Genomic DNA, 26209 nt, shown 5'->3' on the forward strand with positions numbered 1-26209 from the left:
GACCGTATGCCGCGGCCTGCCGCCGACGCGTTGGGGCTGCTGCTGCGGGTCTTCCGCCCGCGCGGCGTACCCGTGGTGATGGCCGGCCGGCCCTGGCCCGCCGGGGATTCCGGTCGCGCCCAGCTGGCGGCCGCGGCCGACGAAGTCCTCGAACTGCTCCCTCTGCGCCCGGCCGACGTCGCCAAGCTCGTCGACCTCCACGTCACCCGGCGGTTCGGCCACCCGGCCGACCCCGCGGTGGCGACCGCCGCGTCACGGGCCCTGGGCACGCTGGCAGGCAACCCGCGCGCCATGCTGTCGATCCTCGACACCCTGGACGGACAAGACCTGCTGGAACTCGACGGCCGGATGTGCCTCACCCGTGCGGAGAAACATCTGAGACTGACCACCGAGGAAGCCTTCCTGCTCGGGTTCGGCCGGCCCCACGCGCCCCCGTACCCCGGCATCGTCGAGGCGGCGATCGTCACCGCCCGCGTTCTGGACCACGCCGACGTGCACGTCGACGACGCGTTCAGGATAACGCCATCGGCCGGCGCCCGAGCCCTTGAGCACGCGCTGGACCGCCTGATCACGGACCGGATCCTGACTGCGGACCCGCAAGACCGCCTGTCGTTCGCCGTCCCGGCGCTCGCGGCGGCCCTGCGGGCCCTGCCCAGCCGGCGCGACGTTCAGGGCAACTCCGCGCGGTACGTCACGCGGTTGACGGACAAGCTCGGTGCCGAAGCCACTGGCCGCGGCTACCCGAGGCTGGCCGATCGCGTCGCGGCCTCCGGCCCGCGCCTGGCCGACTCCCTCTCGGTGCCGCTGCTGCTGGCCGCGGCCCGCGAGGAGGCCAGGACCAACTGGCCCCGGTCGGCCCGCGCCTACGCAGCCGCGCTCCACCGGCTCACACCACAGGACCCGCGCACTCCTGGTGTGCTCCACGAGGCAAGCAGCCTGAGTCTGCGGCACGGCGACCACGACGGGCTCCTGGCGCTCGGCGAGCCGCTGCTCGCCCTCCTGGACACACCGCACACCGAACACACCGACGACGTCGAGAAACCAGCCGGCCTGTCGAGCGTTGCCACCGCATGGGCATGGGCGGCACTTCACGAACACCGCACCCCCCGCGCCGATGACATCCACCCCCGCTCCGGCGGGACGGCTGACCGGTTTCCCGCCGCGGCCCGGCTGGCGGCCCTCGGCGGCCTGTACGGCATCGGCCCGCTCACACCCCCGGCGACGACGGCCGCCCGCCACACCCCGGACACCGATCCCGGGCACCGCCGCACACCCTTGCCCTCACCCACCGAACTGCGTCTGGTGGCCGCCGCGGTGGGCAGCCACACAGAACTGAGCCGAGCACGGCACAACCTGCCCCCCGACGCACTCGACGACCAGGCCATGGACCGGCTGCGCCACGCCGCCGCCTACGCAGACCTGGCCGCCGCATTCGGCGCCGTCCTCGGCGACCGGTACGTCGCGGCCCCCGATGGCATCGCCGTCCAGTACCAGGGCATGGTCCGCGACTACCTGACGGGGAACTGGGACGCCGCGCTGACGGCCGCCCGCCGCATCGAAGTACGCAGCCGGACCCACCCCGCGGCAGGCGTCCCGCACCTGCCGCGGGCGCTGGCCGCGGAAATCCACTGCACCCGCGGGGACATCGCACGCGCCCGCGCGTGGCTCGACCTGGTCCCCGACACCCTCACCCACCCTCTGGCGGCGCGCGCCCGCCTGGCCCTCCGGTACTGGTCGGGCCAGAAGAAGGAGGCGCTGGAGGAAGCCTGGTGCGACGCGCGGCAGGCACGCAAGAACGGCCGGCTCGCCGGCGTCGAACGGCTACTGCTGCGCATCCTGTCCCTCGCCGCCCTTCACGAGCTGCCGCAGAAGGTCCAGCAGGCCCTGGAGGAACTGGAAACCCTGCACGAGGAAGCCGCCACACCCATGACCCACGAGGCCCTGCTCATCGCGCGGGGCGTCGCACATCACGACGCGGACAGCGCACTGACCGCCCACCGCTCGATCCAACGCCGAGGCGACGTCCACCTGAGCGTCGCCTCCAGCATGTGCCTGACGCACATCGCCGACGACCCCCGGCGCTGGCTGACCGAGGCCATACGCAACGCCCACCCCCTCGGCCTGGGACGCCCCTTCCGCACCGCCGTCACCCGTGCCGCACAACAGCGCGACATCCCCGTACCGAGACTCCGCCGAGCACACCACAAGCTCACCGAACCCGACATCACACTGGTACGCATGGTCAGCGACGGCGCGACCAACCAGCAGATCGCCGCAGAACTCACCGCCGCCTGGCTCAACGGAAGTCTCAACCGGCCCGACACCGCCTCCGCCCCGACACATCCACATCAGCAGCAGCCATATAAAGGATCTTGTATCTTGGTACACTCTGATTGATACATTCCGACGGAGGAGGTCATCATGAGTCGGACGGTCATCGACCTCGACGACGAAGCACTGGAGGAAGCGGCCAAGGAACTGGGCACCGTCACCAAGCGCGACACCATCAACACCGCACTGCGAGAAGTCACGGCTCGCTACCGGCGTCTGCGCGCGCTTGAAGAAGCCCGTGAACTGGCGGCCGACGGCGCTCTCGACATGAATCTGCTGCTGGACAAGCGCGCGTACCGCCCCATGAGCACGGGCTCGGCAACCGACGACCGCGACATCGGAGCGGACGAGTGACCGTCGCCGACTACCTCATCGACACCTCCGCCCTCGCCCGCGTCCTGCTCCGCCAGAACACGGCCGAATGGGACGACAGGATCGGCGCCGGCCTCGTCGCGATCTGCGACCTCACCGAACTGGAAGTCCTCCACTCGGCCCGTTCGACCGCAGACCGCGCCCGCTTGAAGGCGGCACTCGACGCCCACTACACATGGTGCCCCATGCCGGACGGCGTCTACCGCCGCTCCCGCACCGTCCAAGAGCAACTGACCGCCAAGGGGGAGCATCGCAGCGCGGGCCCCGTCGATCTCCTGGTGGCCGCCGCCGCGGAAGAAGCGGGACTCACCCTGCTCCACTACGACCGCGACTTCGAGACCATCGCCCGTACGACAGGGCAACCGGTCCGCACGATCGACGTCAGACAGTAGAGCCCGCCCGCTCGCGGGTGAGCGCCGGCCGGGCGCTCCGCCGTGACGCGCCTCCAGCCCGGAACTCGACGCAGGCCGCATAGCCAGCAACGTTCAGAAGTCCTTCTGGAAGTCGAACGTGTAGGGTCCCGCAACGCACTTTTCGGTGGAAATCAGATCTGCGGTGATGGTGCGGCCAGGCGCTCACATTGCTCGCGGAGTCCTTGGGGCTCGCGACGTCCTTCCCGCTCTTGAACACCGTGATCGTGCGCTGTGGCGGCCGGAAAGGTGCCTGCTGCGGGCAATGCGGGAGCGGCCCCCGCAGTGGCAGCAGTACCTCGCCCCGAGGACGACGTCATACGAGGTTGAGGCCCCCGACCAGAACGCGAGACGGGTGCGGAACATACAGTCCTACCGCATCCCACGCGCTGAGCACCGCTTGTTGCGCGTCGGGCCCGTAAGCGCCGGCGGCGTTCGTCGTCAGCTCAGCGAACGACGCGAAGCCGGCGTTGGGACGGAGCTCTCCACCGGCAAGCACGTCGTACCAGATTCGGCCGACGATGTCCCAGGCGTAGCCCCCGAGTTGGGTCGCGGCGCGGTAGAAGGCGTGGTTGGGAATACCCGAGTTGATGTGCACGCCGCCGTGGTCGAAGAATGTGTGCACGTAGTCGCGCATATGGGCAGGCTGCGGATCTTTGCCGAGCATCGGGTCGTCGTACGCGGTACCTGGCGCCTTCATCGAGCGCAGTGCGACTCCGGCCACACCGGGGCGCAGCAGGTCCTCCCCGACCAGCCAGTCGGCCTGCGCGGCGGTCTGCCCTTTGGCGTACTGCTCGACCAGGCAACCGAAGGCATCGGACAGGTGCTCGTTCAGAGCTCCCGACTGGCCTGCGTACTCCAGGTTGGCGGTGTACTGGGTGACGCCGTGAGCGAGCTCGTGGCCGATAACGTCGAGAGATCTGGTGAAGTCGCCGAATATGTTGCCGTCCCCGTCACCGAAAACCATCTGCTCGCCGTTCCAGAAGGCGTTGTCGTAGTTCTCGAGGAAGTGGACGCTGGCCAGTAGCGGGAGGCCGTTTCCGTCGAGGGAGAAACGCTTCAATACCTTCAGATAGAAATCGAAGGTGGCTCCGAGACCTTCGTAGGTGTTGTTTACCGAAGAGTCCGGTACGGGATGGTCTCCTTCCCCCCTTACACGAACGCCTGGCAGGTACGGCAGGTGCTGGGCGTCGCAGATGGTGCGGCCAGGGGTGACAGGGGCGCCCATCCGCCAGGGTCGACCAGTCTGTGCCCTCACCTCTCGCTGGGCGCGTTCCGTCGCGTCGAACACGAGAGTGCGCTGGGCGGGTGCGTACTGCGCCCGTGCCAACGTAGCGAGCAGATACGGAGGCACGATGGCGCAAGGCGTAGTAACCAGGGCCCTGTGCGTATGGCTGCGGATCTCATGAGCCATGAGGCGTACTCCCATCAGTGCGGACGGTAAGCGGGCGGTAAAGGAGCGTTTTGGTCCCTGCCGACGATCCGTAGAGTTGCCGTGCATCGGCGTGTCCGTGAGGGTGTTGATTTCTCAACTTCCAACAATGCGAGCGCATCCGCTGAAGGGGCCAGGAGCGTCACCCGTGATGGCTGGGTCGTCGAGGCGCAATGCCTGGCAACGGGGCTGGTCCAACACCCATGCTCGCCCTGTAGGCAGGGGCGGAGCCGGTAACTCCATACTCCTCACACCAATGTCCACCTGTCCCCGAGAGCCGGCAACTCAGTGCGAGTTGGGGCTCTCGCACCGCATGGACGTGGGGGGCGCGAACTGAGAGGCACGCTCCCTTGCTCCCCGCATCCGCGGGGATGGTCCCTGCAGGTCTCCGGCGAGTTTTCACCCGGCTCCGCTCCCTGGGCGGGGGTTGCGCGGCGCGGCATGCCGAAGCACGGCTCGTTGGCTCACACCGTCAATCCCTCTCCATGACGTAAGTCACGGATTGATCGACAGAACGCGGCGGCATTGTCCAAGGCCCGGGAGATCGGCGGGCTCGGTAGGGGCCCACTTCAACCAGGGTGTCAATGGTTGTCGGAGGTGTGGGCCGCGCATATTTCGTTGAGCGTGACAGGCAACCCGTGCGAGGGGTCGATCGACCCGTCCGGTGGCGGCGTGACATGGCCAACGTCATCGGTGGTTTCCTCGGCGCGGAGAACCGTGTGGGATCACCCACGACCTCTCAGCCGCCATGTCATCGGCGAAATGGTCCGGGCGGGCCTTTCCGCCGACGCACGGCAAGCTGCTCCGCGTGGAGCCGATCATCCAGCACATGGCCGAGGAGAGGGTCCGGCTCCCGGCATTTGCTGGGCGCGATCTCCATGTCCATCGCCTCGAAACACGCCCGCCGCCGCCGGCTCCGCATCGAGGCCACGTGGCCCTGGGCCAACGGGTTCACCACCTGCCGGCAGCGACTCCATGAACTTCCCGCCGTCACCTGGCGGGCGGTCCGGCCCGTCCCGACGAAGACCAGAACGGAGGAGACCCGCACCACCCCGGGCCCGTGGAACCTTGCGCAGCCGCAGCGTCACGCGACGGCCCGCCCCCCGACGTCAGGGGACATCACGGGCGAACGACCGAGCCACTCAGCGACCGAACCCCGCTGACGGATCGAGGTCAAAGACGGGTCACGTCGTGCCGCGGACATGCAGGCTCGGTGTCAGGACGATAGGGGGTGGCAGTTCGCCTGCGAGGAGTTGGTCGACTTGGTGGATAGCCAGTTCGCCCAGCCGTCGCTTGTCGAGGTGGAGGGTGGTCAGTGGCGGGTCGACCAGATCGACGACGCTCAGCCCGTCGTAGCCGACCAGTGCGCAGTCGTCCGGTACTTGGACGCCGAGCCGGCGGGCGGCCCGGAGCGCGCCGATCGCGACCAGGTCGTTGAAGGCGACCACGGCGGTGAGGTCCGGGCGCGCGGCGTACAGCGCCTCGAACGCGGCGGCGCCCCCGGCCGGGGACTGCTCCCCCATGACAATCCAGCCCTCGTCGACGGGCAGCGCGTGTTCGCCGGCGACTTCGAGGAAGGTGCGGCGCCGGACCAGCGGGGCGCTCACGCACTCGCAGTCGATCATGCCGATCCGGCGGTGCCCCCGGTCGATGAGGTGCTGCATCCCGGCCCGGATTCCGGCCGCGGTGTCGATGTGGACCAACGCGTGGTTCGACGAGTCCAGCCCGCGATCGACGATGACCAGCGGCACGGTGCCCACGTACGGCTCGAGCTGCGCATCGGGATGGCTGATGTAGCCGACAAGAGCGTCGACCTGTTGGCCGAGTGAGCGGACCAGGGCCAGCTCCCGGGACCGGTCGTTCTCGGTGCTGGCCACGAGCACCTGCCAGTCGCGTTCGTCCGCGGCCGCGATCACTCCTGCCACGAACTCCGGGAAGAAGGGGTTGACCACGTCGGGGACGATGAGCCCGACGGATACGACGTCCGGGCGGGCGAGCCCCCGGCCGAACCGGCTGGGCCGGTACCGCAGCCGCTTCGCGACATCGAGCACGCGTTGCTGAGTCGCCGGGTCGATCTCCCCCTTGCCGTTGATCGCCCGGGAGACGGTCTGATGGGACACGCCTGCCGCCTGAGCAACGTCGCGGAGCGTGACGCGCTTGGCGGTTCTCACACCCCGCGCCCGCTGGTTTTCCGTTTCCCGCTGTCCGGCCACGCTGCCCACTCACTTCTGTTCCTGTGCCGCCCTGTGTCCAAGTCAATCAGGTTCACCGGCCTGCCGCGCCATCACCAGCCCGGCACTGCCACGAGAGCGAGGCGGCGCCAGAACGCCACCGGCGGATCGTGAGCCGTCCGGCGGCGGGCGTTGACGGAATCTCGTGCCATGGGCAAGAATCCCGTTACCGGTCACGTTAACGGTAACGGAGCGAGCGAAGGAGAGCACAGTGGCTTCTTTGAGGGGCCCTCTACCGCACGAGCCCCACCCGGTGTTCCGTGGCGTGTTCCGCGGCTGGCACGCGAAGGCCGGCGTCTTCTCGGCGCTGCCGGACGCACCGGTGGAGCCGGATGACCCGCAGCCCTGGTGGCGCCGACTGAGAGTTCGGCGGCAGAAGCCGAGCAGCGGTGGAACTTCGCTCAGTCGGTCCACGACGCATCCCCGGGGCTGTCCTCCTCCCAGTGGGGATGGTCGGAGCTGACGAGAAGTGTTCCGTCGGATCGAGGTTCAGATCCTCCGGCGAGGCGTGGATCGAGGGTGAGCCCGCGGCAACGAGGCGCCGAACGTGCCGATCGCCAGAACGTTGCCGCGAACACCGGTCGCAACGACGCCCGGGAACGGCGAACCAACGCACAACAGCTACCGAAGGGGCCACCGGACAAGGCGCACGGGGGTGAGCGAAGCGCCCCCCCGCCCCGACCGATCCGAACTGTCCGTGGTGCTGTCGTCGACGGTGCGGGTCCGCCGGGACATGTCGCCGAGCACCGTCTGCAGCGCGGAGGTGATCTCACCAGGCGACCGCGTCTTCAGACCGACATTCGTCTGCAGGGTTCGCCGGCTCTGTTCCTCGACCACGATCGAGGAGGTACGGGTGACCTGGGAGGCGATGCGGTGCTCCTGGCCCGCGTTGACCTGGACGACGGTCACCCAGCCGGCCGGGTCGACGAAGCGATCGGCCACGACTCTGCGGCTGATCAGCCGGATCTCGGCACCACGCCGCCTGCGCCACCACGGCCGCCGACGCGGCCACAGGAGGACGTTCTCCGCCTCGGTACGCTGCTCCAGGTCGGCGACCCGGCCCTTGAGATGCTGTAACAGCACCACTCCGGGCAGTTCGGCGATGCGGCCCTTGGGCAGGTAGTCGTGGAATCCGAGGGCGAGCGCCTGCCCTACCTCGTCCGCACCGGCCTCGCCGGTCAGCATGATGGCGCGGGCGTCGGGTCGCACCGCGCGCAGACGCTGAAACAACTCCGTACCGCTAAGGTCGGGGCCCATCCTCTGGTCGAGGACCACGACCGGGATCGGATGCCTCTCGACCAGGCCCAGCGCCGTGGCCGAGTCACTCGCGAAACCCGTTTCAAGCCGGGCACCCACACGGATCAGCGCCGCCGTCTCCTCGGCGAGCGGCGCGCTGTCATCAACGACGAGAATCTCAAGACTCACCTGCGCCCCGAGGAAGATCAATCGTGAACGTCGTCCGGCCGTTCGCGACCCCGTGGCTGATGCGCGCCTCCCGCAGCGCGAGGAGCCGACGCACGGACGGCAGGCCGAGGCCGTCGTGCCCCTGCTTGGTGGTGTATCCAACGTGGTAGATGGTGTCGGGCAGGCCAGTCTCGGTCGTGTCGTCGGCCACGGACAGACGGAAGCCCTGGGCGGTCCGCCGGACGTGCACAGCTACGGAGCCATCCGTCGGCACCGCCTCCACGGCGTTCTCCAGCAGCGGCAACAGCACCGCCATCACGTAGTTGTTGCTGTACCCGGAAAGCGCCTGCGGCGCCCGGACCTCAACCTTCGGCTCACCTCCGGTCCGCGCCGCGTACAGCGCCGCCGCCGCGCGCAGCGCAGCGCACAGCGAGTCGGGCGACCAAGCCTCAGAGCTGACTCATCTCTGATTCCCCCTGTCTCCGGACCACTACGGCGAGCAGTTCGGCGGCATCGTCGACGTCAAGTGGTGCGCGACGGGCACGGGCCAGCACGAGCAGTGCCGCGCCCATTGGTGCAAGAGAGAGCAGGCTCAGCGACCACGGCAGGGGACTCGCGACCGGCAGGACGATGGGGAGCAGGCCCAGGAGACCGAGGGTCGCGAGCGACGGGAGAGGTCGCCTTCGTCTCAATCGCTCTCCCGTTCACACCCGAGCCGGGGCCGCTGTTCACGGTGAGGACAGCCCTGCCGAACAGCGGCGGAACCAGGGTTCGAGAGACAGCTCCCTCACGGCCAAGACACTTGCAAGTTCGCGACGTTCGAGGAGCCGCCGCGACGTCAGTAGCGCACGGGAAGACTCAGCAGGCCCCGCGCTCGCATCGAGGGCCGCCAGCGCAGTTCATCCAGCGGAACGTCGAGGGCCAGCCCAGGGAATCGTTCGAAGAGCGCGGCGAGAGCGATCTCCGTCTCCATGCGGGCCAGGGGTGCGCCCAGGCAGTAATGGATGCCATGCCCGAGGGCGAGATGCCCGGTGGCGTCGCGGCCTAGGTCGAGCCGGTCGGGGTCAGCGAAGCGGCTCGGGTCGCGGTGTGCGGCGGCCAGAGACAGCAGGACGGTCTCACCGGCCGGAATCGTGACCCCGCCGATGGTGATGTCCTCGGTAGGGAAGCGGCGGATGGCCAGGGGGGCAGCACCGTCGTAGCGGGCCAGCTCCTCGACCGCGCTGGTCAGCCGACTGGGATCGGCTCGGAGCGCGGCCAGTTGGTCGGGGTGGCTGAGCAGGGCCAGGACGGCGTTGCCGATCAGGTGGACGGTGTTCTCGTACCCGGCGAACAGGATCAGAAAAGCCAGGGACATCAGCTCGTCCTCGCTCAGCCGGTCTTCGTCGTCGCGTACGGCGATGAGGGCGGAGAGCAGGTCGTCGGCGGGGGCGGCCCGCTTGTCAGCGAGGAGCTGGGTAAAGAAGGCCAGCATGGACCGAACGGCTCCCTTCGCCTTGTCCAGTTGCGCAGGATCCGGGGCTATCAGGGCATCGGTCCAGGATCGGAAGTCCTGCCGGTCATGCGGGGCCACGCCCAGCAGCTCGCAGATCACAGTGATCGGCAGCGGCGCGGCGTACGAGGTGATCAGGTCGGCATGACCATGCGGTGCGATGGCATCGAGCAGTAAATCAGCTGTTTTCCTCATGGGTTCACGCAACAGGGCGATACGGCGCGGGGTGAACGCCTTGGATACCAAGCGCCGGATGCGGGTGTGGTCCGGCGGGTCCATGTTCAGCAGGTTCGCGTCCAGCGCCGGCGGCAGCGCGAGCCCGTGGTAACCGCCGGGCGTCGCATTGCGCTTGTCGAGGGAGAGCCGGGGGTCGGCGAGGGCCTGGCGTACGTCGTCGTAGCGCGTGACCAGCCAAGCCGGAAGCCCGTCCGTTCCGGTGACGCGGTGGACGGGCCCCGCCTCGCGAAGCCGCGCGTACACCGCGTACGGATCCGCGATCAGCTCTGCGTGATCAACCAGGGGCGATTCGCTGGGCGTTGTGGTCGACATGGCCCCCACCCTAGACAGACGGGGCCTACCGCCATGGCGGAGCCCGAGGTCGAACTCTGCCGCCCGCCATGGGTCCACTCATCACCCGTCTACGGGAAGGATTGGCACGGGCGGAACCTCGGAGTCGGCCTTCGGCAAGCCCAGATACGCGCGCACCACGCCGTTGTCGCCGATGGCGTCGGCCGGGCGAGCGGCCGCATCGAAGGCGCGCTTTGGGATCCGCTCGACCTCTTCCTGGGCGTCCTCGATCGGATAACCCGCGTCGATCAACACGCGGATCGACGTCTCCAACGACCGGACGCCCGCGGTGAAGCCCTTCACCACCTCCTCCAGGACGGCGGCCCGGTCGGTGGGGGCGTGCGGTCCCCAGGCCAGTCGGGAGAACAGGGACTCTCCGACGGGCCAGCCATGGGCATGGCCGGCCTGGTGAAGGCGCTGCACCATCTTGAACAGCAGCTGGTACTTGTGGGCGCGCGCCAAGCGCATCGAACTGACCAACGAATCGAGCGGGCCGAGCGCCAGTTGGAGCGCATACCCGGACGGAACGGCGGCAGGGTCGAGTGTTCCCAGGCCAGAGGAGGTGAGGCGGCTGTTCGCTGCGATACGGTCGAGGAGGTGGTCGACACGGGCCCGTAGTTCGGCGAGCTGAGCGGATGTGTCGAGGACGTCCATGCGGCCGTTGTCGTCAAGCTGCCACACCGTCCCGGCGCGAACCTTCACCGGAAGCGGCTGCCCCGTCCCCCGGTCGATGGGCAGTCGAGCCCCGGCAAGGCCGATGATCGGTGAGCCGGTCGTGGCCGACGCTCCGGAGCTGTCGGTGTCGGTGGCGGAGAGCTCGTCCAGAGCCTGGAGGACCGTGGCCACGGTGGGCTTGCCCCAGTGTTCGCCGCTCGCAGGGATGCTGTTGGCGATATGGACGACGGGGATGAAGTCCACCCGCAGGTCGAGCCGGTCAAGGACTTCGCCGTCCGAGCGGACCCGATAGCGGGCCTTGTGCAGTGGCAGGTCGTACAGCAGGTCGGCGTGCTTGAGGTCGTCCAGGTTCCATTCCGCGTCGGTGAGGTAGCACGTCCACGAGGACGGCCGGTTGGGCGCCCACGGATAGGCTCGTGTGACGAATCCTGTGTCGGCGCTGAGCGTGTCGCCCGCGACCAGAATGGGTTCGCCACCGTCGGCGGACAGGTACTCGCGTATCGCGCTGCCGTCCTTCGCCGCGCCGCGCCGACTGGCCGGACCGATCGGACCAAGTTCGTACGTAACCCGGCGAATCCGCCTTCGCCGGGAACTGGGCGCAGCTCGTGGAGCTGCCACCGGTCACCCGGCCGAAGCCGCTCGTCCGGACGCCCGAGCGCGTCGAGCACTGGAAGCGCACCGGCGAGAAGCCCGGCCCGGTCATGGTCTGGACACCGAAGCTGACCGGCCAGTTCCTCGACTTCGTCAAGGACGACTGGCTCTACGAGCTGTGGCACTCGTTCATCTTCCTCGGCCCCCGCCGCGGTGAGATGGCCGCGCTGCCCTGGACGGAGGTCAGCATCGACGCCCTCTGGCTGCGGTTCTCCCAGCAGATCGTGGAAGTCGCCTACAAGCTGTACGGCGAGGCGCCGAAGGCCGAAAGCGTCCGCACCGTGTCGCTGAGCCTGGAGTCCGCTGACAACCTGGTGAGCTTCCGTGCGAAGCAGGAACAGAAGCGCCAGGAATGGGGTGACGCCTACGTCGAAACCGGCCGTGTGTGGACGCACGAGAACGGTGAGGCGCTGCACCCCGACTGGATCTCCCGACGCTTCACCCGCCTCGTGGAACTGTCCGGCCTGCCGCCGGTCCGCCTCCACGACCTGCGTCACCTCGCCGCCGCGCTGTCCCTGCTCACCGGCAACGACATCAAGGTGGTCCAGGGGAAGCTGGGGCACTCCTCGCGCCAGATCACCTCCGACACGTACACCAGCGTGCTGCCCGAGATGATGCGCGCCGAGGCCGAGTCGGTCATAGCCGTCGTCCCCCGCGAAGTGCCCTTCGAGGTGCACACGCCGTTGGACATCCCTGAGACGGCCTGGCAGGGCGACCTCGCCGTCTTCTTCGCCCACGGTGCGCGCCAGGCGGGTGAGAACTGGTCTGCAGGCGCCCAGACCCGGCCCGACTCCGATCTCCTCGGCCTGGTTACCCTCGCCGGCCGGGGCCAGGACGACGCCGCCAATGCCGCCGTGAAATGGATGCGCGATCACTGCACGAGCAACGATCTAGAGCTGGTCCGGATCGAGAACTTCAATGACCAGTACCAGGGTGAGCAGCGCCAGGAGTTCGCCCTCCTCCGCTTCACGCTCGCCCGAACGGAGACGCCGAGCATCGCGGGCTGGGACACCTCGCGCCCCTCGCCTGTCGGCCGCAACAACAGGCAGAAGAGGGCTCGTCCACGCGCCGCGTGACCTGCGTCCAGACTTTGTCCAGACGATCATGAAATCATGATCACCGCAGGGTCGCCAGGACCCTCAGACACTCGCCCTGACCAGCAAAGTGGCTGGTCAGATCGATTCTCCTCGCGTAGCGAGTGGTGGGGCGGGTGGGACTCGAACCCACAGCCGACGGATTATGAGTCCTTTGAGGATCTTGGCGGCCCTTGTCGATCCATGCTCATCCATGACGTTTTCGCAGGTCAGATGCGGCTATCCGTGTTGGGGCCGGTCAGCCCTTGTCAGTCTGTTCCTGTCCTTGCGGCCTCAACGCGGCCTCAATGAGGCCGCAAGGAGCAAGACCGACGGCGTCGAGAGTGATCTCGCCAGCTGGATAGGACCTCTCGAACTCGCCCGCGGCGGATTCCCCTACCGACGGGCGAGGCTCCACCACATGTGAGGGCGTGGAATCCCGTGCCCGTTTCCGCGGTGCCGATGTCTAGCTTGCCTCGGTATAGAGAGCCCTGGCGCGCCGGTCGTCGGCAACCTCTCGGCCGCCCCGGCCACCTCCCCGTCGGATCAGACCGTGAACTCCCGGATCACCACGTTCCGGAACACCGCCTGCCCGTCGATCGTGAACAGCGCCAGTCCCGTGTCGGACGGGTCGGGGAAGGCCTCGGTCGAGTGCACGTAGCGGCCGTCGCCTACGAACATCTCGACGGACGTGCGGTCGACGAGGATCCGCAGGCGGACCGTCCGGGCGGACAGGTCGAAGGGCGTCCGACTCTCCTGCCAGCGGCCGGACGTGTCGGGGCTGACGGTGTAACCACGGTTGACGAAGGCGTAGTCGCCGTAGATCCCCGCGTCGATGTGCCGCCCACCGTCCGACGACCGCCGCAGCTGAAGCCCGGCGCCGACCAGTTGGTCCCAGGTGATGTCACAGGTCAGCTCGTACGCGGTACCCGTGTAGTCGAGCAGTCGCGTGCCGTCGACCGTGATGTCGCCGAGGTTCACCGTGCGTGCCACATGGTCGTCCGGGGCCGTCACCGGCTGGGACGCCAGGTAGTACGTACCGGATGAAGCGAGCTTCAGCCGCACCTCGCGTACGATCGAGTCGGTGCCGTTGAAGCCGTCGCACTCGATCGTGGGCGTGGTGTTCGCGTAGTCCCAGTTGTTCATCCACCCGATCGCGTACCGTGCGGCCGGGTCCAGGACCCCGTTCGCGTCACGTTTCTCGAAGGTGACCGCCGCGTACCAGTCCCAGCCGTGGTCCAGCCACTGGGGATCGGCCCCGTCGGCGGTGAAGGTCGTGCCGTCGAAGGAACCCGTCCAGTAGGCAAACGTGTTCGGCAGCCCGGAGCCCTTGCCGTTGGCGCTGACACCCAGTACCCACTTCCAGGTCCCGTCCTCCGCCTTGATGCGGAACACATCGGGGCACTCCAGGACGCCGATGCCGCCCTTGATGAAGCCGCCGACGTACGTCCACGACTTGAGGTCGGCCGAGTGGTAGAAGCCCACTTTGTCGTTCTCGGCGAGCGCCATCACCCACCGCCCGCGCTCCTCGTCGCGGAACACCTTGGGGTCACGGAAGTCCCGTACGCCGGGGTTGGGGAGGACGGGGGCGGTGCCGTAATTCGTGAAGGTGCGGCCGCCGTCCGTCGAGTAGTACAGGTACTGCGCCTGGGTGATCTCGTCGGGAGCCATGGTGGCGATGACGATCACCGCGCCCGCGCCGAAGCCCGCCGTGTCGTCCGTGTCGACCACCGCCGAGCCGGACCAGACATCGCTGTTGGGGGTCGTGTCCTTCGGCACGGCGACGCCTCGGTCGGTGAAGGAGACGAGGTCGGTGCTGGTGGCCAGGCGCCAGGTGGTGCCGGCCGTCGTGCCGCCCGTCGAGTAGTCGGGGTTGTAGAGGTAGTAGTAGTGGTACTCGCCGTTGATCCAGATCGGACGCTGCGGGTCGTTCATCCACTGGTCGGGGACAGTGAAGTGGTACTCGGCGCGGTAGCTGCCCGTGCACGCGGCCGTCGCCTCACGAGGCACCGCCACCGCCGGTCTCCCGAGGTCCGGCAGCAGAGCACCGGCGGCGCCGACGGCCGAGGCCGCCAGCAGCGACCGCCTGGACAGAGTCCCCCCCTGGACCCGGCGAACCCGTCTTCATGCCACGCATCGTGCGGCTCCCTTCCCCGACGTCGTCGTCGGAACGCGACTCATGTGGCCGGAACCGTATACCTAACTCGTTAAAGGTCAAGCCTTCGCGCACCGCCCGTTCATGTAACTTCCCACCCGCCCACATCCCTTGACAGAGCCGCAACGAGCTTCTCATCATCGTGGAATCACACTGCGACTAACACGAGTTAGGCTCGTCGATGACCGACTCGCTCCTCTCCCGCCGGGCCCTGGTGCGCTACGGCGCGTACGGCGCCGGAGCCGCCGCTCTCGCCGGTGTCGCGGCCGGCTGGGACCGCCTCACCGCCGCCGACATCCCCGGCCGCGACGACGGCTCGCTCGTCATAGCCACCCTGGGCTCCGCCTTCAACCCCGAGGCACAACGCGCCCTGCGCGATGGATTCCGCGAGGTCCACCCCAACATCAAGATCCATATCAACCCCGTACAGGCCTACGACTGGTCGGACTTCTTCTCCAAGATCCTCACCCAGATCGCCGCGGGCACGGCACCCGACCTCGTGTACGTCGCCACCGAGGGCGTGCAGCTCTTCGCCCGGCGGCTCGGCGTACCGCTGGACGAGTGGGCGAAGCGGGACGCGGCCGAACTGCGCGAGTACTTCGCCGACGTCCATCCCTCGCTGGTCGAGTCGATGATGTACGAGGGAAGCCTCTACCAGCTGCCGGTCGAGTTCAACGCGGCCGACATCTACCTCAACAACCGGGTCCTCGAACGCGCGGGCGCCGACCTCCCCGACGACGACTGGACCCGCGACGACTTCACGGCGCTGCTCCGTGCGATGAAACGCAGCAACGGATCCCGGTTCACCCCGTACTTCTGGACCAACCGTCTGTGGGGCGGAGTGGTCCCCTGGCTCTTCGCCAACGGCACCAACCTCCTCACCGAGTCCAAGGCTCCCGGGGGCGACTGGCTCTGGAACTCCTTCTATCCCGAGGCGGAGCGGCGCGGCCGGGGCGGCGGTTATCGGTGGACAACACCCCAGGCCGACTCCGACCGCGTCGTGGAGGTCTACGACTACCTCTCCTCCCTCATCCAGGAGGACCTGTGCACCCGGCCCGAGGGCGGCGACGGCCGGAACCTCGTCGGCGTGTTCTCCACCGGCCGCGTCGGTGTCACACCCGCGGGCGGCTTCTGGGCGGGCGGCTTGCATCAGGCGGGCATGAAACCGACCGAATACGACGTCCGGTACTTCCCGCGCTGGCGTACGCGACGTCACCAGTTCGGCGCCGCCGGGTACGCGCTGCTGCGCACCTCGAAGATGCGGGACGAGGCCTGGGAGTTCATCAAGTACACCGCCCGCAAAGATGTGATGACCCAGCTCTTCGCAGCCAACCAGACCACTCCGGCCCGCCGCTCCATGGTCGACGCGGCCCGCTACCGGGAGACCGGCCCGGCCCACTGGCAGGTCTTCTACGACACCCTCGACAAGATCCCCACCACCGGGCCGATCCCGGCCCCGCCGCAGGTCAACGAGGTCGAGCAGCTGCTGATCAAGCACACCGGAACCGCCCTCGCGAGCCCCGGCGCGGTGCGTCCCGCGCTGCGTCGGCTGCAGGGGGACCTGGAGAAGGCAATGGAGCGTGGAGTGTGACGAACACTGAGATCAGGCCCGTACGACCGGAGTCCGCCCGTACCCGCAAGAGCCGCAGGGCCCGTCAGACTCGTGAGGCGTCCGAGTCCACAGCCACCACCACCCGCACCCGGGGCGCCCGCCTGCTCGCCGTACTGCTCCTCGCGCCCACCGTCGTCGGCATCGTCGTCTTCACGGTCGTACCGATCGTCGGCTCGGTCGTCCTCAGCCTCTTCCAGTGGGACGTGATCGAGGACCCGCGCTGGGCCGGAGCGGCCAACTACCGCGAAATCCTCACCGACTCGACGGTCCTCGTCTCCTTCCGCAACACGCTCGTCTTCATGGTGCTCGCGGTCACGCTGCAGCTGCTGATCGCGCTCGTGCTGGCGATCACGGTGAACGGCCGGATGCCCAAGTGGCTTCGGTCCGTGTTCCGTTCGGCGTTCTTCTTCCCGCTGGTGCTGTCCGCCGCGTCCATCTCGGTGGTGATGAAGTACCTGTTCAACCAGGACTTCGGTCCCGTGAACTGGCTCCTCGGCACCGTCGGTATCCCCTCGGTCCCGTGGCTGACCTCGGAGAACGGGGCGATGGCGGCCGTGGTCCTGGCGTACGTCTGGCAGCAGTTCGGCTTCTCGTTCCTGCTGTTCGTCGGCGGGCTGAACAACATCCCGAAGGAGGTGCACGAGGCGGCTTCGCTGGACGGCGCGAGCGGGGTTCGCAAGCACCTCGCCATCACCCTGCCTCTGCTGTCGCCCACGCTGCTGGTGGCGTCCGTGGTCGGCATCATCAACGCCCTCCAGGTCTTCGAGCAGCCGTACGTCCTCACGGCCGGCGGGCCCGGCGACTCCACCCGCACAGTCGTGATGGTCATCTACGAGACGGCCTTCGAGCAGCTCCGCTTCGGCGAGGCGTCCGCCGTGGGCGTCCTGCTCTTCGTCCTGATCATGGCGGTCACCGCACTCCAGTTCCGGCTCAGCCGGCGTTACGTCCACTACCAGTGAGCCGGGTGAGTCAGATGAGTACGAGTTCCCTCTCGGGTTCGGCATCGGATTCGATGCCTGGTTCCCGCACGAGCCCCACCGTGTCGCGTGTACGGCACGGTCTGGCGCCCTGGGCCCGGATCGCCGGCCTGGCGTTGTGCGCCCTGTTGACGCTCGGCCCGGTCATCTGGACGGTGTCGACGTCACTGCGCACGCCGGCGGAGTCCTTCGACCTGCCGCCGAGGATCATCCCGGCGGACCCCACCGTCGATGCCTACCGCGGGGTGTTCGACCAGATCGACGTGTGACTTTACACACTGAACTCCACCTTGGTGACCGCGCTGATCGCGGTCGGTCAGATGATCACCGCAGGGCTGGCGGGCTATGCCTTCGCCCGCCTCGAATTCCGCTTCAAAAAGCCGCTGTTCGCGCTGGTCCTGGCCACGATGATGGTGCCCCTGCAGGTCACGATCGTCCCGGTCTTCCTGGAACTGAAGACGATGGGTCTGACCGACACCCTGCTCGGCCTCATCGTCCCGGCCTTCCCGACGGCCTTCGGCACCTTCCTGATGCGCCAGTACTTCCTGGGCATGCCGAAGGACCTGGGCGAGGCGGCGATGATCGACGGCGCGGGCCCGTGGCGCGTCTTCCGGTCCGTGTACGCCCCCTTGGCGGCCCCCGGCCTCGCCATCGTCGGCGTACTGGCTTTCAACTATCACTGGAACGAGTTCTTCCGGCCGCTGATCCTCGAGACCTCCACCGAGAACCTCACGCTGCCCCTGGGCCTGGTCTCCCTCCAGGGCAACCTCGGCACCGGCTCGATCTCCGTCGTCCTGGCCGGGGTCGTCCTCTCCATGCTCCCCGCCGTCGTCGTGTTCGTCGTCGGCCAGCGCCCTCTGCGCGAGGGCATCACCTCCGCAGGAGTCAATCGTTGAGTTCCGTGAGCCGGTCGACCGACGCCCACAGCCCGTGCTTCAGGGTCCGCCCGTCGGCCAACTGGATGAACGACCCGAACGGGCCGTTCCGCTGGGGCGGTCGATACCACCTCTTCTACCAGCACAACCCCGACGCCCCCGTCCACGCGAACGTCCACTGGGGCCACGCCTCCAGCCCCGACCTCGCCCACTGGGACGACCACGGGATCGCCCTGCGGCCGACGCCCGGCGGCCCGGACGAGGCGGGCTGCTGGTCCGGCTGCGTGGTGGATGACGGTGGGGTACCGACAGCGGTGTACTCCGGGATCGACCACGACCACCGGGGCCTGAGCGCGATCTGTCTCGCCGTGGCCGAGGACGACGGCCTTCAGGAATGGAAGCAACTCCCGGTGCCGGTGGTCGCCGGCCCGCCGGCCGGACTGGACGTGACGATGTTCCGAGACCCGTTCGTCTTCCGCTTCGCCGGACGCCGCTGGGCGCTGGTGGGCGCCGGCCACGCCGACGGCACCCCGTCCGTCCTGGTGTACGACTGTGAGGACCTGTACGCGTGGCGGTTCGCCGGGGTCCTGCTGGACGGCCGGGACGCGGCGGCGGCCCGCGCCTTCGGTACGCGGGCGATCGGCTGGGAGTGCCCGCAACTGTGGGAGACACCCGGGGGCGACTGGGTGCTGGCGGTGGCACTGTGGGACGGCGACCCGCTGAGCACCGCGTACCTCACAGGGCGTCTGGTAGAAAAGGGGGACGGTGGATTGGGGTTCGTGGCCGGTACGGGTGGTCCCCTGGACCTCGGCCGTGACTTCTACGCCCCCTCCGTCCTCCACGACACGGAGTCCGGCCGCGCCCTGCTCTGGGGCTGGTCCTGGGAGTCACGCCCTCGCGAGGAGGTGGACCGCGCGGGCTGGTCCGGAGTTCTCACGGCACCACGCGTGATGGACACCCACGAGGACGGCACACTGCGGGTCGTACCGGCCGCGGAGCTCGAACTACTCCGAGCGGCCGTCCCGTTCACGGCCACACCCGGACCGCATCGACCGCTCCCCCTCTCCTACGACCTGCTGGTGACCGCCCGGTCGGCGGCGACGCTGAGTCTGTTGCGGGCCGCGTCCGGAGCCGAACTGACCGTGCGACTCGACCCGGCGTCCGGCGCGGTGACCCTGGACCGCACGGCCTGGCCACGCGCCCGCCCGGACGGCACGGCCCCCCTGGTCCTGCCGACCTCGCCGGGCGAGACCCTCACCGTACGGATCCTCGTGGACGGCTCCCTGCTGGAGCTGTTCGCGGGCGACCGGGCGATGGCCACGGAACGGGTGTACCGACGCGGCGACGACGTCGCGGAGCTGGCCGTGTCGGGGACGGACGTCGAGGTCACGGGCTGGGCGCTGGTCCCACCGAGCCCCGCATGACGACGGGACACTCCAGCCGCCGGGTGGTGACGGACGGCGCGGTCCCGCTGTCGATGGCGTCCAGGAGCAGGCGGGCGGCCGCCTCTCCCATCGCGCGATGGGGCAGAGCGACCGTGGTGAGGGGCGGGCTGAGGAAAGCGGCCATGTGCTCCTGGTCGTCGTAACCGACGACGGACAGATCGGCGGGCACGTCGAGGCCCAGGCGCGCGGCGGCGTGGAGGACGCCGGCGGCGACCCGGTCGTTGTAACAGACGATCCCCGTGGGCCGCCGGTCGGCGGGAACACGGTCCAGCAACCGCAACGCTCCCTCGTACCCTGCGGCGATCTCCCCTCCCGTCCGCATGATCCAGTCCTTCTCGGCGGTCAGCCCCACCGCTCGCAGCGCGTCCCGGAAGCCGCGCAGCCGCTCCGCGGTCGCGATGTCGTCCAGGCCACCCACCAGGGCGACACGGCGGTGGCCCGCGTCGAGGAGCACGCGCGCGGCACTGCGGCCACCGGCCCGCTCGGCGGGGATGACGGCGGGGAGAGAGCCGTCCTCGGGAAGGCAGTTGGCAAGCACGGCGAACGTGCGGTGCAGCCCTTCCGGGACTCGGGCGCGGCGCAACGACAGCGCGGCGTAGATGATCCCGTCGACCCTCCGGTCGAGCAGTTCGGCGACGGCCGCGTCCTCGGCGACGGGGTCCTGCCCGGAGTCGACGGTGAGCACCAGATGCTCACTGTTCCACGCCATGTCCATAGCCCCGCGCAGCAGCCGCCCGGCAAACGGCGATGTGGCGATCTCGTCCGTCACCAGACCGATCACGGCGGTACGACGTCGGCGCAGGCCACGGGCGACCGCGTTCGGCCGGTAGCCGAGCTGTGTGGCTGCCTTGCGGATCTTCTCCTGCGTCTCGGCGGAGAGGTTGCCCTCGGCACGCCCGTTGAAGACGAAGGACACGGCCGTGTGCGACACCCCGGCAAGCCGGGCGACATCCCGCGAGGTCGCCCGCTCAGCCCCGCCACCCCGCGCCTTCTCGACCCCGCCCATGCCTCGTCCCCGCCGAGTTTGCCTGATCGGACAAAGCCTACCCGTGGCGACGTCGCCACTCCCGTTCGTCTCGGTGGTGGTTATGGGAGCCTCCAGGGAAAGCCGAGACGTAGGTCCTTGCAGCACGCCGGGGCCGCTCACCGAGACCGTGATGTCTCGGTCGCGCAGTGTGTGACCCGCAGCCTGCCCCTCAGTCGTGTGAGCATCTGCGCGCTGCGCAGACGTGCCCGTGCGTCGGGCGCGGTGACGCGGACGGGCTTGGCGGTGCGGGCGTCAAGGGTCAGCGCGCGGTCCTTGCCCATCACCAGCCGGGGCGTCACCAGTTCAGAACTGATCCACTGTGTGACCGAGACCCATGTGACCAGCGCGACCAAGCCGAGCAGCCCTGTCTCCCGCACGACCCGTTCCATCGGTCGCGCGCCCGGAGACGCCAGAGCCTGAGCCTCCCGCACGATGCGGGATACGATCGCCGGCCGCACATCGTTCACCACCGAGCTATGAAACCTCCAACGCTGGTTCTTGATACGCCCGAGGTCGCCACGGGCCTCCTGCTTGCGCTGCCGGACCACGAGTCGCGGACTCATGTTCGGCGCAGACCGGTCAAGTCCGTGACGGTCCTGACGCGGTCGCACCGGCACGGCGTTGACCGCCGCGGGCGCGTTAGATCTGTTGAGCAGCAGAATGGGGGGCATTCCGCGCCACCTGTATCTGCCGAACGGGCCTGTCACCTCTGCCGATCGGCAGACCTCGACGGGATACGGTGGCTTGTGCTGACCTGCCGCCGGCGGAACGGTGGGGAGCGGCTGGTCAACGGCGGATCTGCGATGCCCCTGGCCGAACTCTCAGCGCCGCCGTCCGTGACGGCCGACCGGTAGCGGCGCGAACGTGTGCGGTGCAGGTTCAGACGAGCCGCTTGCGCAGGGTCCCGATCTTCCGGACCGGCCCGTCGCTGCCAGGTCGAGCGCGGGCTCGGCGTCGGCGTCGGCGTCGGCGTCGATGAGCGGGGCCGAGCCGTCGACCACCTTGTCCCGTAGGGTCCGGAGCCCGATGACCGCCGACGAACTGCGCGAGGCGGTGGTCAAACCGGCGCAGGCGGGCGGCGCCCGGCGCAGGACGGTGGCTCGGTCAGGTCTCGTCGGTGAGGTCGATGCCCCGGTCGGCTCTGCCGAGCCGGTCGTAGACGTGCCGGCGCCGCGACCGGAAGTACAGGGCGAGGGCGATCCCCACGCACAAGCCGACCAGCGGAATACCCACGAGCCACAGGTTCTGGCCCGGCGCCCCGCCGACGATGAGCTCGAAGTGGGTCAGCGCCAGGAAGACCGTGCCGCCCAGTGAGGCCGCGGCGATACCGGGAGCGAGAAACACCTTGAACCAGTTCTCCCCGGCCGGGACACCGGTGCGGCCGAACCAGACGATGACCGCCAGACTCACCATGGTCATCAGGAGCAGGATGCCGGCCGCCCCGAGACCGGTCAGCTCGGCGTAGAGCGACGGCCCCTGGCTGCCGGCGACCACGAAGGCGAGCAGTACGACAGCGGTGACGATCGCGGCCAGCGTGGAGGCGCGATGCGGTGAACCGTGCCGGCGGTGAACGTCCGCCAGATACCCGGGGAGCGCCCTGTCGCAGCTCAGGTTGTGGACGTACCGCGCCACCACGTTGTGGATGGCGAGCAGCGCGGCCAGGACCGACGTGGTCACGAAGAGATAGGACAGCTGGGTGAAGGCGGGAGCGACATAGTGCCCGATCGAGTCGGGGAACATCGTCGTCGGCGCGTTCGTGGCCACGCTGACGGCCTTCGCCCCGTACGCCGACATGAGCGCGTAACAGGACAGGAGGTACAGGAGGCCGACGAAGACGACCGCGGTGTAGGTCGCCCGCGGGATGGTCTTGTTCGGGTTGCGGACCTCGTCGCGGAACAGGGCGGTGGCTTCGAAGCCGAGAAAGAGCAGGATGGCGAAGAGTATCGCGACACCCACGTCGCCCCTGGTGAACTCGAAGGGGCTCAGCGGCCGTGCCGTGAGCCCGTCCGGACCACCACCACCAGCGATGAGCACCGCCACGTCGTACGTCATGACCACCACGACTTCGACGACCATGGCGATCGAGAGGATCTTCGCCGACAGTTCGATGTGCAGGTAGCCCAGGACGCTCACGACGGCCCACCCCAGAACCGTCCACACCAGCCAGGGGGTGTTCGGTCCGTCGAGGCTGACGATGAGGTTCTGGACCGTGACGCCGAGTTGGGCGTAGACGCCGGCGAGCAGCACCACATAGGTGGTGACGGCCAGGAGGCCCGCACCCAGTCCGACGACCTTGCCGAGTCCGGTGCTGATGAAGGAGTAGAAATCACCGGGCTTGGGCACGTGCCTGGCCATGGTCACGTAACCGACGGCGAAGAACAGCAGGACGACCGTCGCGGCGGCGAAGGCGAAAGCCGCGCCCTTCCCCCCGAAGGAGATGCTGTAGGGGAGGTAGGCGCTCACCACCGAGATCGGGGCCGAGAACGCGAGAACGGTCAGGGTGAGGGCTCTGGTGCCCATGTGGCCCGAAAGCGCGCGGGACTCACTGCTGGCGCCGCCGGTCACCGACCACGGAAGCCGACGTTTCACCTTAATGACCTTGAGTTGCTTCTCATGGCAGCGTCCTTCTGGTTCTCATGTTAAATCGAACGGACGGAGCCGACCACGTTCGGCCGACGATTGCGGCGATCTCGATGTCGGCCGCCGCACGGGAACCGCGGAACGTTTTGCCGACGGTGATGCCCGCGAGCGTGCGAGAACAGCGACCAGCGACCGTGTGGGCCGACCGGAGGAACCCTCCAGTGCCGGGATCCGGGCCGTGATCCGTGAGCCGTGCGATATGCGCGGGAAGTGACGGAGACTGTCCGACCGGCAGCCCGGCGCCTCGCAGCGCATGCCAGGCGCCGGGGGTAGCCTGGCTGCCAGGGACACCCACCCCTGGCAGGCCTCCATGACAGCACTCGTCCCAGCGGCGCAGTTCGCACACGACAATCCCTTCGATACGGTCACGGCGGCCATCGCGGTACTGGACCACCGGGAGACTGTCGTCGGCTGGAACACTTCGGCGGAGCAACAGTTCGGCTTCTCCGCCGCCGAGGTCCTGGGCCGCTCCGCCCGCGAACTGCTCGCGGACGTGGACGCCCTCGAATCCGACGGCAACGTCCCCGGTCTGATCGGCCTGGTGCCGCAGGACGGGGGCCTGTCGGCGGATCGCGCCCGGCAGCCCGGTCACACCGAGATCCGGAACCTGCGCCGTCGCGACGGCGGCACCGTGCCCACAGCCCTGCGGGTGAGCCGGCTGGACCACCGCGACCTCGGCGCGCTCTGGCTGGTGCTGCTGATTCCCGCCGACCGTCTCCAGCACTGGATGACGGCCCAGTCGGTGCTGGACGGCCTCGTCACACGGTCGTCGATCATCCTGACGGTCTACGGGCCCGACGCGCGTGTGGCCTGGATCAACGGCGCCCAGCAGGAGCAGATAGGTTTCACACCGGCACAGACTCAGGGCCGGTACGTCAGCGACCTGCTGCCCCAGGGGGAGGTCATCACACCAGGGTACCTAGGTCCGCTGGAGGACGTGATCGCCGAGGTCTTCCGGACCAGCACCCCGGTGACCGATCTCCACTACCGCAGCCCCACCCCGGCGGACCCCGCTCACCAGCGCGTCTGGTCCAACTCGTACTTTCGTCTGGAGGACTCCGACGGCCATCCGCTCGGGGTCTGTGAGGCCGCCTTCGACATCACCTCCCGCTACGAGGCCCGGCAGCGGCTGGCCCTGCTGAGCCGGGCCAGCAGCATCGGCAGGACGCTGGACGCCACGCGCACGGCCCAGGAACTGGCGGAGGTGGTGGTGCCCGGCTTCGCCGACGAGGTCAGGGTCGAGCTCGCGGACTCCGTCCTGCTCGGCGAGGACCTTCCGGCCGGCCCCGCCGCCCAGCCCGCACCACTGCGGTGTGTCGCGCAGCGCGACACCGCCGACGTCGACACTCCCGTTCCGCAGTACGCGTCAGGGCCGACGGAAGGTCAACGCCGGCTGGTCCTGAGCTTGCGGTCCGGGGACACGCTGCTCGGCCGGGCGACGTTCACACGGCTGGCCCCGCGGGATCCGTTCGCCCCGGAGGACCGCGACCTGGCGGGCGAACTGGTCTCCCGTGCGGCGGTGTGCATCACCAACGCATGGCGCTTCGCACGTGAGCACGCCACCGCGCTGGCGCTGCAGCACGCCCTCCTGCCCCACCGACTCCCCCAGCCGGCCAGCGTGGGCATCGCCCACCACTATGAGCCGGCGGCCGGACAGGCCGGTGTCGGCGGCGACTGGTACGACGTGGTCCCGCTGTCCGGGGCCCGGGTCGGCCTGGTCGTCGGTGACGTGGCCGGCCACGGACTGCGAGCGACGGCGACCATGGGTCGTCTGCGGACCACGGTCCGAGCCCTGGCGGCACTCGATCTCGACCCGGGCGAACTGCTGACCCGGCTCGACGACCTGGTCGCCCAAGCCCGGATCGGCATCCATCCCGAGGACGGCGACCCGGCGGAGGACCCGGCGCTGGGTACGCGATGCCTGTACGCCGTGTACGACCCGGCCTCCCAGGTCTGCTCGACGGCGAGCGCCGGCCATCTCACCCCGGTGGTCGTCGCGCCGGACGGGAGCGCGCACCACGTGGCGGTGCCCGTCGGTCCGCCGCTCGGCATCGCCGACCTGCCGTTCGAGTCCGCGGAGGTCCGGCTTGCTCCTGGCAGCATGCTCGCCCTGTTCACCGACGGGCTCGTCAACGACGAGTACGGGGACATCGAGGCCGGTGTGGCCGATCTGTGCCGTGTGCTGCAACGCCGCGGCATCACGCCGGCGGAGGCCTGCCAGGCCATCGCCGACCGGCGTAGCCGCGACCGGGCGCAGGACGACGCCACACTACTGCTCGTCCGGGTCCAGGCGCTGACCAAGGACAGCATGGCCGCGTGGACCATCCCCGCCGAGCCGGCAGAGGTGGCCCGGGCCCGGGCACTGTGTCTGCGGCAGCTCTCCGCCTGGGATCTCGACGAGGTCGGTTTCGTCGTGGAGTTGATCGTCAGCGAACTGGTGACCAACGCGATCCGGTACGGCGGCGCTCCGCTGTGCCTGAGGCTGCTGCGCGACGGCAACCGCGTCCTGATCTGCGAGGTCTCCGACAGCGGTCACACGTCTCCGCACCTGCGGCGGGCCGGACTGGACGACGAAGGCGGCCGGGGCCTGTACCTCGTCGCCCAGCTGACGGCCCGCTGGGGCACGCGCTACACCCGCGACGGAAAGACAATCTGGACCGAGGTCCGGCTCGGTTCGGCCCCCCCCGTCCCAGAGTCGCCCGGAAGCCGCCTGAACGGTCCGTGAGCGAGCGGGACGACGGCTGCCGGTCGCGCGACGGCGGCGGAAGCGACGGCGGCCGACGCGTCCACCACCTCTTCCCAGGCCTACTGACCAGACGCCTCGGCCCGGGCAAGGACCG

At 69.1% G+C, this 26209-nt stretch carries 18 protein-coding genes and 1 pseudogene; 9 read left to right on the plus strand and 10 right to left on the minus strand.

The window, feature by feature from the left end; all coding sequences use genetic code 11:
• The 3 genes from STRIP9103_RS17715 to STRIP9103_RS17725 form a co-directional block, all read left to right on the plus strand.
• Positions 1 to 2397 (plus strand): hypothetical protein (locus STRIP9103_RS17715; protein WP_009313992.1); only part of this gene is annotated, 2397 nt, incomplete at its 5' end.
• Between the two features lie 24 nt (positions 2398 to 2421).
• A complete protein-coding gene (locus tag STRIP9103_RS17720) occupies positions 2422 to 2685 on the plus strand; it encodes a type II toxin-antitoxin system VapB family antitoxin (protein ID WP_009314038.1) in 264 nt (87 codons plus the stop codon).
• On the plus strand, positions 2682 to 3095 hold the full coding sequence (locus STRIP9103_RS17725; protein ID WP_009314031.1) for a PIN domain nuclease: 414 nt from the start codon (positions 2682 to 2684) through the stop codon (positions 3093 to 3095). Before STRIP9103_RS17720 ends, STRIP9103_RS17725 begins: the two co-directional genes overlap by 4 nt.
• Positions 3096 to 3429: 334 nt before the next feature.
• Here STRIP9103_RS17725 and STRIP9103_RS17730 read toward each other — a convergent pair whose 3' ends face one another.
• The 6 genes from STRIP9103_RS17730 to STRIP9103_RS17760 form a co-directional block, all read right to left on the minus strand.
• The gene (locus tag STRIP9103_RS17730; protein WP_048820475.1) at positions 3430 to 4527 is read right to left on the minus strand and encodes a M4 family metallopeptidase; all 1098 of its coding nucleotides are present in this window, start codon (positions 4525 to 4527) and stop codon (positions 3430 to 3432) included.
• 1202 nt (positions 4528 to 5729) lie between these two features.
• A complete protein-coding gene (locus STRIP9103_RS17740) occupies positions 5730 to 6767 on the minus strand; it encodes a LacI family DNA-binding transcriptional regulator (protein ID WP_009314018.1) in 1038 nt (345 codons plus the stop codon).
• 630 nt (positions 6768 to 7397) lie between these two features.
• Positions 7398 to 8201, minus strand: coding sequence for a response regulator transcription factor (locus STRIP9103_RS17745; protein WP_048820476.1), 804 nt, complete (start codon positions 8199 to 8201; stop codon positions 7398 to 7400).
• On the minus strand, positions 8191 to 8496 hold the full coding sequence (locus STRIP9103_RS49960) for an ATP-binding protein (protein WP_141586534.1): 306 nt from the start codon (positions 8494 to 8496) through the stop codon (positions 8191 to 8193). Before STRIP9103_RS49960 ends, STRIP9103_RS17745 begins: the two co-directional genes overlap by 11 nt.
• Before the next feature lie 522 nt (positions 8497 to 9018).
• Complete coding sequence (locus tag STRIP9103_RS17755; protein ID WP_009314028.1) at positions 9019 to 10221, minus strand: cytochrome P450 family protein; 1203 nt, start codon at positions 10219 to 10221, stop codon at positions 9019 to 9021.
• Positions 10222 to 10302: 81 nt separating this feature from the next.
• A complete protein-coding gene (locus STRIP9103_RS17760) occupies positions 10303 to 11532 on the minus strand; it encodes a hypothetical protein (RefSeq protein WP_009314036.1) in 1230 nt (409 codons plus the stop codon).
• On the opposite strand from STRIP9103_RS17760, the gene STRIP9103_RS45230 reads away from it, so the two are divergent.
• On the plus strand, positions 11520 to 12641 hold the full coding sequence (locus STRIP9103_RS45230) for a tyrosine-type recombinase/integrase (RefSeq protein WP_009313995.1): 1122 nt from the start codon (positions 11520 to 11522) through the stop codon (positions 12639 to 12641). The genes STRIP9103_RS17760 and STRIP9103_RS45230 overlap by 13 nt on opposite strands.
• A gap of 543 nt (positions 12642 to 13184) precedes the next feature.
• On the opposite strand, the gene STRIP9103_RS17770 is transcribed toward STRIP9103_RS45230, so the two are convergent.
• On the minus strand, positions 13185 to 14678 hold the full coding sequence (locus STRIP9103_RS17770; protein WP_408995609.1) for a glycoside hydrolase family 32 protein: 1494 nt from the start codon (positions 14676 to 14678) through the stop codon (positions 13185 to 13187).
• 296 nt (positions 14679 to 14974) lie between these two features.
• On the opposite strand from STRIP9103_RS17770, the gene STRIP9103_RS17775 reads away from it, so the two are divergent.
• The 4 genes and pseudogenes from STRIP9103_RS17775 to STRIP9103_RS17790 all read left to right on the plus strand — a co-directional run bounded on the left by STRIP9103_RS17775 (position 14975) and on the right by STRIP9103_RS17790 (position 19681).
• Positions 14975 to 16384 carry an extracellular solute-binding protein gene (locus STRIP9103_RS17775; RefSeq protein ID WP_009314017.1) on the plus strand — a complete coding sequence of 470 codons (1410 nt, stop codon included), beginning with the start codon at positions 14975 to 14977 and terminating at the stop codon, positions 16382 to 16384.
• Positions 16381 to 17364 carry a carbohydrate ABC transporter permease gene (locus tag STRIP9103_RS17780; protein ID WP_009313991.1) on the plus strand — a complete coding sequence of 328 codons (984 nt, stop codon included), beginning with the start codon at positions 16381 to 16383 and terminating at the stop codon, positions 17362 to 17364. Before STRIP9103_RS17775 ends, STRIP9103_RS17780 begins: the two co-directional genes overlap by 4 nt.
• A gap of 53 nt (positions 17365 to 17417) precedes the next feature.
• A pseudogene (locus tag STRIP9103_RS17785) lies at positions 17418 to 18278 on the plus strand (carbohydrate ABC transporter permease).
• A 5-nt stretch (positions 18279 to 18283) separates the two neighbouring features.
• Positions 18284 to 19681 carry a glycoside hydrolase family 32 protein gene (locus tag STRIP9103_RS17790; protein ID WP_009314022.1) on the plus strand — a complete coding sequence of 466 codons (1398 nt, stop codon included), beginning with the start codon at positions 18284 to 18286 and terminating at the stop codon, positions 19679 to 19681.
• Here STRIP9103_RS17790 and STRIP9103_RS17795 read toward each other — a convergent pair.
• The 3 genes from STRIP9103_RS17795 to STRIP9103_RS17805 all read right to left on the minus strand — a co-directional run bounded on the left by STRIP9103_RS17795 (position 19644) and on the right by STRIP9103_RS17805 (position 23318).
• The gene (locus STRIP9103_RS17795; RefSeq protein ID WP_048820479.1) at positions 19644 to 20708 is read right to left on the minus strand and encodes a LacI family DNA-binding transcriptional regulator; all 1065 of its coding nucleotides are present in this window, start codon (positions 20706 to 20708) and stop codon (positions 19644 to 19646) included. The genes STRIP9103_RS17790 and STRIP9103_RS17795 overlap by 38 nt on opposite strands.
• A gap of 137 nt (positions 20709 to 20845) precedes the next feature.
• On the minus strand, positions 20846 to 21106 hold the full coding sequence (locus STRIP9103_RS49965) for a hypothetical protein (protein WP_141586526.1): 261 nt from the start codon (positions 21104 to 21106) through the stop codon (positions 20846 to 20848).
• Between the two features lie 727 nt (positions 21107 to 21833).
• Entirely contained in the window at positions 21834 to 23318 is a 1485-nt protein-coding gene (locus STRIP9103_RS17805; protein ID WP_009313994.1) for an APC family permease, read from the minus strand.
• Between the two features lie 361 nt (positions 23319 to 23679).
• Between STRIP9103_RS17805 and STRIP9103_RS17810 the strand changes: the two genes are divergently transcribed.
• Positions 23680 to 26094, plus strand: a complete 2415-nt coding sequence (locus STRIP9103_RS17810) for an ATP-binding SpoIIE family protein phosphatase (RefSeq protein ID WP_009314033.1) — start codon at positions 23680 to 23682, stop codon at positions 26092 to 26094.
• Positions 26095 to 26209 lie beyond the last annotated feature (115 nt).

It is taken from the genome of Streptomyces ipomoeae 91-03, from assembly GCF_000317595.1.
Taxonomy (GTDB): domain Bacteria; phylum Actinomycetota; class Actinomycetes; order Streptomycetales; family Streptomycetaceae; genus Streptomyces; species Streptomyces ipomoeae.